General features: G+C 69.7%; 11 protein-coding genes. 5 read left to right on the top strand and 6 right to left on the bottom strand.

Going from position 1 to position 12900, the window contains the following annotated elements; all coding sequences use genetic code 11:
* Positions 1–59 precede the first annotated feature (59 nt).
* Entirely contained in the window at positions 60–566 is a 507-nt protein-coding gene (locus DEJ05_RS06410; protein ID WP_111110030.1) for a PH domain-containing protein, read from the top strand.
* A gap of 105 nt (positions 567–671) precedes the next feature.
* Here DEJ05_RS06410 and DEJ05_RS06405 read toward each other — a convergent pair whose 3' ends face one another.
* From DEJ05_RS06405 to DEJ05_RS06395, 3 genes are read right to left on the bottom strand one after another with little or no spacing between them, the layout of a single operon-like run.
* Positions 672–2816: a dipeptide ABC transporter ATP-binding protein gene (locus DEJ05_RS06405; RefSeq protein WP_111110029.1), complete on the bottom strand. Its 2145-nt coding sequence runs from the start codon at positions 2814–2816 to the stop codon at positions 672–674.
* Positions 2809–3747 carry an ABC transporter permease gene (locus DEJ05_RS06400; protein ID WP_071404170.1) on the bottom strand — a complete coding sequence of 313 codons (939 nt, stop codon included), beginning with the start codon at positions 3745–3747 and terminating at the stop codon, positions 2809–2811. The genes DEJ05_RS06405 and DEJ05_RS06400 overlap by 8 nt, the downstream gene beginning before the upstream one ends.
* Positions 3748–3750: 3 nt before the next feature.
* Positions 3751–4731 (bottom strand): ABC transporter permease, encoded by a 981-nt coding sequence (locus DEJ05_RS06395; RefSeq protein ID WP_110864437.1) that lies wholly within the window; start codon positions 4729–4731, stop codon positions 3751–3753.
* Between the two features lie 255 nt (positions 4732–4986).
* Between DEJ05_RS06395 and DEJ05_RS06390 the strand changes: the two genes are divergently transcribed.
* Positions 4987–6705: an ABC transporter family substrate-binding protein gene (locus tag DEJ05_RS06390; RefSeq protein ID WP_111110028.1), complete on the top strand. Its 1719-nt coding sequence runs from the start codon at positions 4987–4989 to the stop codon at positions 6703–6705.
* A 71-nt stretch (positions 6706–6776) separates the two neighbouring features.
* Here the strand turns inward: DEJ05_RS06390 and DEJ05_RS06385 are convergent, their stop codons facing one another.
* The 3 genes from DEJ05_RS06385 to DEJ05_RS06375 form a co-directional block, all read right to left on the bottom strand.
* On the bottom strand, positions 6777–7328 hold the full coding sequence (locus DEJ05_RS06385) for a PH domain-containing protein (RefSeq protein ID WP_128781207.1): 552 nt from the start codon (positions 7326–7328) through the stop codon (positions 6777–6779).
* Positions 7329–7521: 193 nt separating this feature from the next.
* Positions 7522–8001, bottom strand: a complete 480-nt coding sequence (locus DEJ05_RS06380; protein ID WP_111110026.1) for a peroxiredoxin — start codon at positions 7999–8001, stop codon at positions 7522–7524.
* A gap of 126 nt (positions 8002–8127) precedes the next feature.
* The gene (locus tag DEJ05_RS06375) at positions 8128–8877 is read right to left on the bottom strand and encodes a CPBP family intramembrane glutamic endopeptidase (RefSeq protein ID WP_071404166.1); all 750 of its coding nucleotides are present in this window, start codon (positions 8875–8877) and stop codon (positions 8128–8130) included.
* A 121-nt stretch (positions 8878–8998) separates the two neighbouring features.
* Here DEJ05_RS06375 and typA point away from each other — a divergent pair, with 121 nt between their 5' ends.
* The 3 genes from typA to DEJ05_RS06360 all read left to right on the top strand — a co-directional run bounded on the left by typA (position 8999) and on the right by DEJ05_RS06360 (position 12881).
* Positions 8999–10921: a translational GTPase TypA gene (gene typA, locus DEJ05_RS06370; RefSeq protein ID WP_027464562.1), complete on the top strand. Its 1923-nt coding sequence runs from the start codon at positions 8999–9001 to the stop codon at positions 10919–10921.
* Positions 10922–11021: 100 nt separating this feature from the next.
* The gene (locus DEJ05_RS06365; RefSeq protein WP_220037007.1) at positions 11022–12215 is read left to right on the top strand and encodes an amidohydrolase; all 1194 of its coding nucleotides are present in this window, start codon (positions 11022–11024) and stop codon (positions 12213–12215) included.
* Between the two features lie 117 nt (positions 12216–12332).
* Positions 12333–12881: a hypothetical protein gene (locus DEJ05_RS06360; RefSeq protein ID WP_111110024.1), complete on the top strand. Its 549-nt coding sequence runs from the start codon at positions 12333–12335 to the stop codon at positions 12879–12881.
* The last annotated feature ends 19 nt before the right edge of the window (positions 12882–12900 follow it).

Genomic DNA, 12900 nt, shown 5'->3' with positions numbered 1-12900 from the left:
ACCTGGACACGAACGAGGCCGGACGCCCCGTCGTCCTCCGCGCTGGTCGCGGGGGCGCGGTGGCGTCCGGCCTCGTCGCCGTCCTGGGCCTGTTCCTGCTCGGCGATGCGGCGTTCCGGGGGAGCTGGGACGTCGTCCTCCGCGCCGCCGGCCCGATCGCCGTGCTCGTCTGGGCGCTCTGGGTCCTGACCTACCGCCCGTGCATCGTCATCGACGAGCGCGCGGTCACCGTGGTCAACCCGCTCCGCCGCACCGTGGTGCCGTGGCAGGCCGTCGCGGACGTCCGGCTCCGCTGGCAGATCGTGATCGAGACCGTCGCCGGTCGGAAGGTCCAGTGCTGGGGCGGCCCGTCGCTGCCGCGGCCGAAACCGGCCCGGCGGGGTGAGCGGGCGGTCCTGCGACAGCCCGACGAGATGACCGTGCTGCTCGACCGCTGGTCCGAGCACCGCGAGCGCGCCGGTGCCGGCGACGCCGTGCGCGGCTGGGACGTGCCGGCCCTGACGGTCGGCGCAGCCGCGCTGGCGCTCCTCGCCGCTTCGCTGCTCAGCCTGTGGCTGGGAGCCTGACGCGGCTCGCGATCGCGACCACAGGACGGACGGGAGGCCCGGCGCACGACGTGCTCCGGGCCTCCCGTCCGTCTGCTGGTCACGTCCACGACGTGACCAGCGTCGTCAGACGGCCGCGCCGACCCGCTCGGTGAGCAGGTGCTCCTGGTCGGTCTGGATGCAGGCGACACCGCGGCCGTGCACGGGCTCGAGACCCGGGTCGATCGTGCGGCACTGCTCCTGCCGGCCCTCGTCGAGGAGCTGGTAGAGCGGGCAGCGCGTGCGGAACCGGCAGCCGTCGATGCGCTCCGTGGGGGAGGGCAGGTCGCCGTCGAGCAGGATGCGCCCGCGGGCGGCCTCGGCCATGGGGTCCGGCACCGGCACGGCCGACAGCAGGGCCCGGGTGTACGGGTGCTGCGGGTCCGAGAAGACCGCGTCGCCGTCGCCGTACTCGACGATGCGGCCGAGGTACATGACCGCGACGTCGTCGGCGATGTGCCGGACGACGGACAGGTCGTGCGCCACGAACAGGTAGGACAGCCCGAGGCGGTGCTTGAGGTCCTCGAGCAGGTTGATCACACCGGCCTGCACCGAGACGTCGAGCGCGGAGACCGGCTCGTCGAGCACCAGGATCTTCGGCTCCACGATGAGCGCACGGGCGATGCCGATGCGCTGCCGCTGGCCGCCGGAGAACTCGTGCGGGTACCGGTCGATGTAGCTCGGCTCGAGCCCGACCAGCTCGAGGACCTCGCGCACCCGCCGGCGGATCTCGTCCTTCGCGACGCCGTGCACGGTGAGGGGCTCGCCGATCACCGAGCCGATGTCGAGGCGCGGGTCGATCGACGCCATCGGGTCCTGGAACACGACCTGGATGTCGCGTCGCAGTGCCAGACGGTCCTTCTTGGACAGCGAGGCGGTGTCGACGCCGTTCACCCGGATGGTGCCGTGCTGGGCCCCGGCGAGCTCGAGGATCTCCATGATGGTGGTCGTCTTGCCGCAGCCGGACTCGCCGACCAGACCGAGCACCTGGCCGCGCTTGAGCGTCAGGGAGATGCCGTCCACCGCGTGCACCTCGCCGATCTGCCGGCGGAACAGCGCGCCCTTGGTGAGCGGGAACGTCTTGACGACGTCCTGCAGCTCGAGCACGACCTCGTCGCCGTGGTCGACCGCTGCCTCGGGGACGTCCTCGGGGCGGGGGAAGATCTCCGAGCGCTCGAGGGTGCCCGCGGCGATCTCGTCGCGACGGATGCACGCGGCGGTGTGGTCGTCGAGCAGGGTGCCGTTGCCGATCGTCTGGACGGCACCGGTCAGGACCGGGTTGTCGGCGCTCTGCGGCACCGACGGTGCGACGAGGGCGGGTTCGCCGTCGCGGCAGGCGTCGATGACGGCGGGGCAGCGGTCGGCGAACGGGCACCCGGTCGGCTTCTGCGTGAGCAGGGGCGGGCGGCCGTCGAGCGGGACGAGCCGCTCGGTGCGGGCGGACGTCATGTTCGGCATCGAGCGGAGCAGCCCGATCGTGTACGGCATCACCGGTTCACGGAACAGGGGGAGCACCGGCGCCGTCTCGACGATCCGGCCGGCGTACATCACGGCGACGCGGTCGGCGTTGCCGGCGACGACGCCGAGGTCGTGCGTGATGAGCACGACGGCCGCACCGGTCATGTCCTTGGCGGTCTGCAGCACGTCGAGGATCTGCGCCTGGATCGTCACGTCGAGTGCGGTGGTCGGCTCGTCCGCGATGATCAGCTTCGGGTCGTTCGCGATGGCGATGGCGATCATCGCGCGCTGGCGCATGCCGCCGGAGAACTCGTGCGGGAACGCGTCGAGTCGTCGCGCCGGGTTCGGGATGCCGACGATGCGCAGGAGTTCCTCGGCGCGGGTGCGTGCGGCGTGCTGGGTGAGGGAGCGGTCGTGCAGGCGCAGGCCCTCGATGATCTGCTGGCCGATCGTGTACACCGGCGTCAATGCGGACAGCGGGTCCTGGAACACCATCGCGATGTCCCGGCCGCGCAGAGCCGACATCTCGCGGTCGTTCCTGCCGACGAGCTCCTGCCCGTCGAACCGGATGCTGCCCTGCACCTGGGCGGACGACGGCAGCAGGCCCATCACGGCCATCGAGGACACCGACTTGCCGGAACCCGACTCGCCCACGATGCCGAGGAACTCACCGGGGGCCACCGAGTAGTCGACACCCCGGACCGCGTAGACGGGCTTGGTCTTCGGGTTGAACGTGACCGACAGGTCGGACACGGTGAGCAGCGGCTCAGTCACGGTTGGCTCCGGAGGTGGGGTCGATGGCGTCGCGCAGGGCGTCGCCGAGCAGGCTGGTCGAGAGCACGGTCGCGACGAGCGTCGCGGCGGGCAGGACGAAGAGCCACGGGCGGGTGACGGCGGACTGGCTGCCGGCGGCGAGCAGGGTGCCGAGCGAGACGTCGGGGATCTGGATACCGAAGCCGAAGAAGCTCAGCGAGCTCTCCGCCAGGATCGCGGCTCCGACGCCGAGCGTGGCGTCGATGATGAGCAGCGACGCGACGTTCGGCAGGATGTGCCGCCGGATGATCGTGAACGCCGGGACGCCCATGAACCGGGCGGCCTTGACGTAGTCGCGCTCGCGCAGGGACATCGTCTGCCCGCGGATCACCCGGGCCATCACCATCCAGCTGAACACCGCGAGGCCGACGATGAGGGCAACCCACGTCAGGTTCTTGAACACCGGGCTGAGCAGCACGAGCGCGTAGAACGACGGGATCACGAGCAGCAGGTCGATGACCCACACGAGCAGCCGGTCGGTGAGGCCGCCGAAGTACCCGGCGATCGCGCCGACGATGCCGGCGATCAGGGTCGCTGCCGGTCCGGCGATCAGGCCGATGAGCAGCGACTTCTGCAGGCCGACCAGGGTCTGCGCGTAGATGTCCTGGCCGATGTCGTTCGTGCCGAACCAGTGCGCAGCGCTCGGCGGCATGCCGAACGCCAGCCCGTCGGAGTCGACGGCGTTCCAGTGGTACAGGTACGGGCCGAGGAACGCCCAGAGGATGATGAGGAGCAGGGCGCTGCCACCGATGCGTGCGCGCCAGGTGCCGAACACCTTGCGCCAGAGCGGGGTGCGGCCGCCCTTCACCTCGATGACGTGCGCCGGCGTCCCGGCGTTGCCGTCGCCGGGGTCACCGGCGGTGGTCGTGGTCGTGGGGTCGAGAACAGACACGGGTCACACCCTCACTCGCGGGTCGAGCGCGGCGTACAGCAGGTCCGCGAGGGTCCCTGCGATGAGCACGAGGATCGCCGTGAAGAGGATCGTGCCCGACGCCGCGTTGATGTCGTTGTTGCTGATGCTCTGGACGAAGTACTCGCCCATGCCGTGCCAGCTGAAGACCAGCTCGGTGATGCTCGCGCCGGTCAGGATGAGTCCGAACGAGTACGCGAAGAAGGTCGACATCGGGATGAGGGCGACCCGCACACCGTGGCGCATGATCGCCGAGCCGCGGGTGCGGCCCTTCGACCGTGCGGTCCGGATGAAGTCGTTCGACAGCACGTCGAGCATCGCCGAGCGCTGGTAGCGCGAGTAGGTGGCGACCGCGCCGATGGTCAGCGAGATCGTCGGTAACAACAGGTGCACGAGCCGGTCGCCGAGCACCGGGAAGAACCCGGTCACCCCCGGCGTGTACTCGCCGGTGAACCGGATCACCTGCGTCCCCACGCCCTGGTTGAGCGTGGTCGCGAGGATCATCAGCACGACCGCGATGACGAAGGTCGGGGTGGCGAGCACCGCGAAGGACAGGTACGTCGACACCTGGTCGGAGGTGCGGTACTGCCGGACCGCGTTCCAGACGCCGAGGAGCACCCCGAGGATCGCGCCGAGCAGTGTGCCGATCACGAGCAGCCGGAGGCTCGTGCCGGAGCGGGCGATGATGTCGGCCGTCACCTCGGTGCCGCGGGTGCTCATGCCGAGCGAGCCGTGCGTCACCAGCCCGACCCACCAGTCCCAGGTGCGGACGAGGAGCGGGGTGTCCGGATCGGCGCCGAGCTTGCGGAGCGACGCCTGGATGGTGCCCGGCGGCACGGCCGGGTTGCGCCCCAGGAACCGGGCTGCCGGGTTGAGCGTCGTGCTGGCGAGGATGTACCCGAGCGTGGTCGCCACGATCGTCAGGACGATGTAGTTGACGATCCGCTTTGCGATGAAGGCGAGCATGTGGTTCGTGACCTCTGGGTGCGGCCGTCCGACCGGACGGCGTTGTCGGTGGCGACAGGCTAGCCGTTCGAGCGACTGGGTGGGACAACGGAAGTGACGCTATGCAACATTCGTTACGAGCGTGTTTCGATTCATCGCACAGACCCTTGTGCCGCCTTCGGATGTGGCTAGGGTTCTCAACCAACAGGCGCGACGGCGGGGGCCGCCGCGGTCCAGCGCGATCTGCGCGAACCACAACGAAAGGGAATCCTCGCCATGCGAAAGAGGATCAAGGGCATCGCCGTCCTGGCCACCGCTGCGGCAGCTGCCGTCGTGCTGGCAGGCTGCTCCGGCGGCGGAGAAGCGGGCGGCGACAACTCCGCGGTCGCCGAGTCGTCGCTGAAGTCGACCGGCTGGGCCGTCGCGGACCGCGCCGACGTCAAGGACGGCGGGTCGATCACCCTGCCGATCGACACCGCTCCAGCGAACTGGCAGCTGCTCAACCTGGACTCGGGGACCGTCGACGACACGACGATCTCGCAGACCTACCTGCCGAGCTTCATCCAGTTCAAGGAGAACGGCGAGTGGGAGGCGAACAAGGACTACGCGACGTCCGTCGAGCTGACCAAGGACTCGCCCCAGACCGTCGAGATCAAGATCAACCCGAAGGCCGTGTGGTCGGACGGCACCCCGATCAGCGCGAAGGACGTCATCGCGAACTGGAAGGCGCTGAACGGCACGAACAAGGCGTTCGCGCCGCTGTCCACCAACGTGTGGGAGGACGTGGACTCGGTCAAGCAGGGCTCCGACGAGCGTGACGTCATCATGACGTTCTCGAAGACCAACGCCGACTGGGCGAGCGTCTTGACCGCCATCTACCCGTACTGGGCCGTCGACACCCCGGACCACTTCAACAAGGCCTGGGCCAAGGCGCCGTACGCCGCCGACGGCAAGACCTACGTCTCCGGTGGTCCGTACATCCTGAAGTCCTTCGACACCAACGGTGGCGTCGTGACCTTCGAGAAGAACTCGAAGTGGTGGGGTGACGAGGGCAAGCTCGACACGATCGTCTTCAAGACGGTCTCGCGTGACGGCGTCGCCCAGGCGTACGGCAACAAGGAGCTCGACGCGTTCAACCTGAACGGCAGCGCCGACAACCTCAAGACGGCGAACTCGCGGTCCGACTCGAAGATCGAGCGCTCGCTCGGCACCACGCAGCGTCAGATCACGCTGAACGGCACCTCGGACGTCTTCAAGGACCAGGACGTGCGCCAGGCGTTCGCACAGGCCATCAACCGCAAGGTCGTGGCCCAGGCGATCCTGTCGCCGGTGAAGAGCCCGGGCGACGTGCTCAACAACCTCGTCTACCTGCCCGGACAGCAGGGCTACGAGGACGACGCGTCGAGCGTCTACGGCTACAGCACCGACAAGGCGAAGTCGAAGCTCGAGGACGCCGGTTGGAAGATCGGCTCGGACGGCTACGCGACCAAGGGCGGCAAGGAACTCGACGTCCGCTTCGTGATCCCGTCGGACAACCCGAACTCGGCGAACGTCGCGCAGCTCGTGCAGCAGCAGACCAAGCTCGCCGGCTTCAAGGTGACCATCGACACCGTGCCCACCGATGACTTCTTCACGAAGTACATCACCACGACGACCCGTGACTTCGACGCCACGTACTTCGCGTGGCAGGGCACCCCGTTCCCGATCTCGTCGCTGAAGTCGATCTACTACCCCGCCGACGCAGGCCAGAACTACACCGGCGTGACGGACGACTCGCTCGGTGCCGCGTGGGACAAGGCGAACGGCGAGCTCGACCCGGATGCCCGCATCAAGGACGCGCAGGCCATCGACAAGAAGATCGTCGCGGTCGCCGGCACCATCCCGCTGTTCGCCGAGCCGTACGCCTGGGGTGTGCGCAAGGACCTGGTGAACTACGGTCCGGCGCAGTTCCAGCAGTCCTCGGTCAAGTGGCAGGACGTCGGCTACAAGAAGTAGTCGCCGCCCCGTTCACGAACGACACCCCCGACGTCGCACGACGTCGGGGGTGTCGTTCTGCGTCGTGACCGTCAGAACCGTGCCGCCGCCAGCGACGCCGCGACCCCGAGGACGACCATCGCCAGGATCGTCCAGCCGTGGGTGCGGTGCGTGATCGGCGCAGCCGTCACGGTCGACGGAGGTGGGCCGTCCTGCTCGGCCGGGGCGGGCACGTGGGCCAGCATCCGCGCGGCCGCAGCGTCGACGTCCAGGCGATCCGGGCCTCCCGGCTGGTCACCGCTGTGCGCGGCGAGACGCGCCGTCGGGCGGGTCGCGATCCAGACGCGGCGGACGCCCTCGCTGGTGACCACCTCGATGCCGTACTTCGTGCGCACCTCGCTGATGCGGGACCAGGTGTAGGTGCTGGTCCGCCGGACGTCCACGATGCGCAGGTGCTCCGGCGTCAGCTCGATCCGCGGACGCCAGAGCGCTGCCCAGGCGACGAACGCGACGGCGATGCTCGGGATCGGCACGAGCCAGGGGGCGCCGCCGCCGAGCAGGGCCAGTGGGACGAGCACGACGGCCACGACCCAGAGGACGACGGCGAGGGCGCGCAGGCCGGGGGCGACGATGGTGGTGGGCACCGGACGAGGGTACGAGATGCCTCCCCGGAGACGCCCGGGGAGCGGGTGTGACACACCGGCGCGTATCTCCGGACGACCCGATTCCCCGGGGAGGCAGATCCTGGACGGACCCTCGTGCCGTCAATGGTCGTCGCCCCCAGTTGGGGTGTCAATACCCCATCGCGACGCATTCAGGGGAATCCCACGCCGAGGACTACGAAACGAGCAGTTCGATCTGTTCGCGGATGGTCTCGGCCTTCGGGAACCGCAGACCGACCAGGCCGACGTGTCGCCACCGGACCACGCCGTCGGGGCCGATCACGAAGACCGACCGACGCAGGCCGATGCCCGGTGCCTGCACCCCGTAGGCGCGGATCACCGAGCCGGCGGTGTCACTGAGCAGCGGGAACGCGAGCGAGGACCCGCGGGCGAACCCCTCGTGCGAGTCGAGTGCCTGCGGGCTGATGCCCCACACGGTCGCGCCGAGGTCGGTGAACTCGTCGAGTTCGGCCTGGTAGCTGCAGAGCTGGGCCGTGCAGACCGCCGTCGCGTCGCCCGGGTAGAAGGCCAGCACCACGGTGCGGCCGATCTCGGCGGACAGGTCGTACTCGTCGTCGGTGCGGACGCCGCCGCGCACGACCATCCCCGGCAGGGTGAACGACGGGGCGGACTCGCCGATCGCGGGGATGCTCATGCGTCTCACGGTAGGGCGGACCGGCGGTGGTTGCCCCTCGGCGCGCTGAGCGGGGGCTGTGGATGCGCCCGCGACGCGCTGAACGGCCAGCGGCGCGTGCGCGAGCTGCCAGCGGCGCGCAGCTGCCTACGAGAACAACTGCGGGAACGCGTGCGCCACCCAGGGGTACCCGACGAAGACCACCGCGTCGAGCAGGGCGTGCGTGATGACGAGCGGCAGGAGTCGGCCCCACCTCGTGTAGATCCAGCCGAACACGATGCCCATCACCGCGTTGCCGATGAACGCCCCGAACCCCTGGTACAGGTGGTAGCTGCCGCGCAGCAGGGCGGTCGACAAGATCATCTGCCAGCGGCCCCACCCGAGGTCGCCGAGACGGGCGTAGAGGTACCCGATCACGATCACCTCCTCCTGCAGGCCCGAGCGGATCGCGGACAGCAGCAGGACCGGGACCGTCCACCAGTACGAGTTCAGCGCGGCGGGGTCGACCGCGACCGTGATGCCGAGCGCCCGCCCCGCGAAGTACAGCGCGAGCCCCGGGATCCCGATGCACAGGGCGATGAGCGCCGGGCCGCCCAGGTCCGGCTTCGCCCGGAACCGGTCGATCCCGAGCCGGCCCAGGTGGGGTCGCGACGTGCTCCACAGCAGGTAGCAGACGAGCGCCACCGGGGCCAGGTCCACCGCGATGCCGAGGAGCTGCCGGGCGAGGTCGACGTACTGCACCGTCGTCGACGAGGTGTTCAGCGCCGTCGACTGCTCGCCGAGCGGGGTCGTCTGGGACAGGTCGTCGATGATCTGCAGGATCGAGTAGAGGGCGCTGGCACCGAGCGAGAGCAGCAGGACGATGGTGATCTCGACCCACGTTCGCCGACGGCTCATGCGCTGTACTCCTGTCGCTTGCGAACTACCGGTAGACTGGCGTGTCGGGCGTTCTGCCCACGGGTGCGGTGCTGTGAAAACACTGGCCCGACACTCTCCCAGAAATTGAAGGATGTCCTGTATGGCGCTCGCCACCCGGTCCGACCTGCGCAACGTCGCCATCGTGGCACACGTCGACCACGGCAAGACCACCCTCGTCGACGCGATGCTCACGCAGACCAACTCGTTCGACGCCCACTTCGAGGGCGAAGACCGCATGATGGACTCGAACGACCTCGAGCGCGAGAAGGGCATCACGATCCTCGCGAAGAACACGTCGGTGCTCTACAACGGCAAGCACGCGACCGAGTTCGGCGCGGACGGCCCCATCACCATCAACGTGATCGACACGCCCGGTCACGCCGACTTCGGTGGTGAGGTCGAGCGCGGCCTCTCCATGGTCGACGGTGTCGTGCTGCTCGTCGACGCCTCCGAAGGTCCCCTGCCCCAGACCCGCTTCGTGCTGCGCAAGGCGCTCGCCGCGAAGCTCCCGGTGATCCTGCTCGTCAACAAGACGGACCGGCCCGACTCCCGCATCGACGAGGTCGTCTCCGAGTCCCAGGACCTGCTCCTCGGCCTCGCCTCCGACCTGTCGGACGAGGTCGACGACCTCGACCTCGACGCGATCCTCGACGTCCCGGTGGTCTACGCCTCGGGTCGCAACGGCGCCGCGTCGCGCAACAAGCCGAACGACGGCGAGCTGCCCGACAACGACGACCTCGAGCCGCTGTTCGAAGCGATCCTCCAGCACGTCCCGGCCCCGAAGTACGACGACGAGCACCCGCTGCAGGCGCACGTCACGAACCTCGACGCCTCCCCGTTCCTCGGTCGCCTGGCGCTCCTGCGCATCTTCCACGGCACCATGAAGAAGGGCCAGACGGTCGCGTGGGTCAAGCACGACGGCACCGTCGTCAACGCCCGCATCACCGAGCTCCTCATCACGAAGGCGCTCGACCGCTACCCGGCCGAGTCGGCGGGCCCCGGTGACATCGTCGCCGTCGCCGGCTTCGACACGATCACCATCGGCGAGACCCTGACCGACCCCGAGGACGTCCGCCCGCTGCCGACCATCACGGTCGACGACCCGGCGATCTCGATGACGATCGGCACGAACACCAGCCCGCTCGTCGGCAAGGTCAAGGGCCACAAGCTGACCGCCCGCATGGTCAAGGAGCGCCTCGACCGCGAGCTCGTCGGCAACGTCTCGCTCAAGGTCCTCGACATCGGCCGCCCCGACGCGTGGGAGGTCCAGGGCCGTGGTGAACTCGCACTCGCCATCCTGGTCGAGCAGATGCGTCGCGAGGGCTTCGAGCTCACCGTCGGCAAGCCGCAGGTGGTCACGAAGCGTGACGAGAACGGCAAGCTGCAGGAGCCGTACGAGCACATGACGATCGACACGCCGGAGGAGTACCTCGGCGCGATCACGCAGCTCATGGCCGCTCGCAAGGGCCGCATGGAGAACATGACGAACCACGGCACCGGCTGGGTGCGCATGGAGTTCATCGTCCCGTCGCGCGGCCTGATCGGCTTCCGCACGTCGTTCCTGACCGAGACCCGCGGCACCGGCATCGCCAACGCGATCTTCCACGGCTACGACGAGTGGGCCGGCGCGATCCAGACCCGCATCAACGGCTCGATCGTCTCCGACCGCTCCGGTGTGGTGACGCCGTTCGCCATCACGAACCTGCAGGAGCGGATGTCGTTCTTCGTCAACCCGACCGAAGAGGTCTACGAGGGCATGGTCATCGGCGAGAACTCGCGCGCCGACGACATGGACGTGAACATCACCAAGGAGAAGAAGCTCACCAACATGCGGTCGGCCAACGCCGACACGTTCGAGTCGATGACGCCGTCGCGTCAGCTCTCGTTGGAGGAGTGCCTCGAGTTCGCCCGTGAGGACGAGTGCGTCGAGGTCACCCCCGCCGCCGTGCGCATCCGCAAGGTCGAGCTGGACGCGTCGGCTCGCCAGCGCTCCTACGCGCGTCTCAAGCGCCAGGACGCGTAAGCACCAGCACGAGCAACACGCGCGGAGGCCCGTCCTCCGTCCGACGGCCCGGTCACCTGCAACAGGTGGCCGGGCCGTTCGCGGTTGTACCGTGGTCAGCGTGACTCTCGACCTGCTCTCGATCTACCAGGACCTGCACGCCCACCCGGAGCTCGGCTTCCAGGAGCACCGCACCGCCGGTGTCATCACTGCGAAGCTCGCCGAGATCGGTGGGATCGAGGTGACGACGGGCGTCGGCGGCACCGGCATCGTCGGTGTCGTGTCGAACGGCGAGGGCCCCGTGGTCTGGCTCCGCGCCGACATGGACGGCCTGCCCGTGCAGGAACGCACCGGCCTGTCCTACGCCAGCGAGCACGTCGGCACCGACGACGAGGGCCGCGAGGTCCCGACCATGCACGCCTGCGGCCACGACATCCACGTCACGTGGCTGCTCGGCACGCTGGAGCGCCTGGTGGCGAGCACGGGGGACTGGCGCGGCACGGTCGTCGCCGTCTTCCAGCCTGCTGAAGAGGTCATCTCCGGCGCCCGCGCGATGGTCGAGGACGGCCTGGTCGAGCGGTTCCCGAAGCCGGACGTCGTGCTCGGGCAGCACTCCGCACCCGCACCGGTCGGCATCGTCGCGGTGGGCACCGGCCCCGTGATGGCGTCGAGCGACCGGCTGACGGTGACCTTCAACGGTCGTGGGGCGCACGGTTCGGCACCGCAGGCCTCGCTCGACCCGGTCGTCACCGCGGCCTCGGCCGTCGTGCGGCTGCAGACCGTCGTCGCCCGCGAGGTCTCGCCGAGCGACGCGGGGGTCGTCACCGTCGGCAGCTTCCACGCCGGCACGCGGGCGAACATCATCCCCGACGAGGCCGTCATCGAGATCTCGACCCGGGCCCGCAACGAGGAGACCCGCCAGCGCATCATCGCCTCGATCGAGCGCATCGTCCGGGCCGAGAGCACGGCCGGTGGCCTGTCCGAGCCGACGATCGTGCGCGCACCGGGCGCCGAGGTCACCGTGAACGACGCCGAGGCCGCCGCCACCGTGCTCGACGCGATCCGCGCCGAGGTGCCGGGAGCCCGCGACCTGGAGATCGGGCTCGCCATGGCGTCGGAGGACGTCGGCCAGCTCGCCACCGCCGCCGGAGCGCCGCTCGTGTACTGGTTCACGGGCATCACCGACCCGGAGCGCTTCCGCCGCGGCGAGGAGATCCCGAGCAACCACTCGCCGTTCTACGCGCCGCAGGCCGAGACCGCGATCCCGGTCGGCGTCGACGCCCTGGTCGCGGCGACGCGCGCCTACGTCGCCTGACACGTTCTCCGGGAAGGAGGCCCGGGGCGGCCCCGCCGCGCACGTGACCGCCCCGGGGACGGCACGTTCACAGCCAACTCGCGCCGGGCCTCCCGGCTCGTCCGTTACGGTCGCGCCATGCGTTCCCTCCGTACCCCGCTGATCGCCGCCGTCGCTGCCGGCATCGCCCTGGCCGGACTCACCGGCTGCTCGACCCAGGCCGTGCAGCAGGCCACCGACCTCGGGTCCTCCGTCGCGTCGAACGTGGCCGACGGGGTCGCCGGCGTCGACGGCAAGGCGATCCAGGACGGCATGTCCTCGGTCGCCGGTGGCATCGACGGCGCGCTCGACACGGCGCTCAAGGGTGCGGACGTGACCTCCGACGGCAAGGTGCCGGACGGGTTCCCGTCGGAGGACGTCCCGCTCGTCGACGGCACCGTGCTCGGCGGGGGAGCCGGCCCGAACGGCTCGGGGTGGGTCGCGCAGGTCCGGGCGGCCTCCGTCGACGACTTCCAGGCCGCCGTGCAACAGCTCACCGACGCCGGGTACACCGAGTCGGCGAAGCGTGCGGACTCGTCAAGCGCGTTCGGCATGTTCCGGAGCGACGCCTACCGCGTCGTCCTGACCTTCTCGGAGACCAAGGACAGCGGCGGCGTCACGGCGACCTACATCGTCACGCCCCGCTAGTCCCGTACCCTTGGGGACG

Source organism: Curtobacterium sp. MCLR17_045, from assembly GCF_003234405.1.
Classification (GTDB): Bacteria; Actinomycetota; Actinomycetes; order Actinomycetales; family Microbacteriaceae; genus Curtobacterium; species Curtobacterium flaccumfaciens.
The sequence above is the reverse complement of the archived record's forward strand: the minus strand, read 5'-3'. Positions and strand labels throughout refer to the sequence as shown.

Excerpts from the sequence above, each read along its gene's own strand:
- DEJ05_RS06395 (WP_110864437.1), bottom strand. The coding sequence starts at position 4,731 with ATGCTCGCCTTCATCGCAAAGCGGATCGTCAACTACATCGTCCTGACG.
- DEJ05_RS06390 (WP_111110028.1), top strand. The coding sequence starts at position 4,987 with ATGCGAAAGAGGATCAAGGGCATCGCCGTCCTGGCCACCGCTGCGGCA.
- DEJ05_RS06380 (WP_111110026.1), bottom strand. The coding sequence starts at position 8,001 with ATGAGCATCCCCGCGATCGGCGAGTCCGCCCCGTCGTTCACCCTGCCG.
- DEJ05_RS06375 (WP_071404166.1), bottom strand. The coding sequence starts at position 8,877 with ATGAGCCGTCGGCGAACGTGGGTCGAGATCACCATCGTCCTGCTGCTC.
- typA (WP_027464562.1), top strand. The coding sequence starts at position 8,999 with ATGGCGCTCGCCACCCGGTCCGACCTGCGCAACGTCGCCATCGTGGCA.
- DEJ05_RS06360 (WP_111110024.1), top strand. The coding sequence starts at position 12,333 with ATGCGTTCCCTCCGTACCCCGCTGATCGCCGCCGTCGCTGCCGGCATC.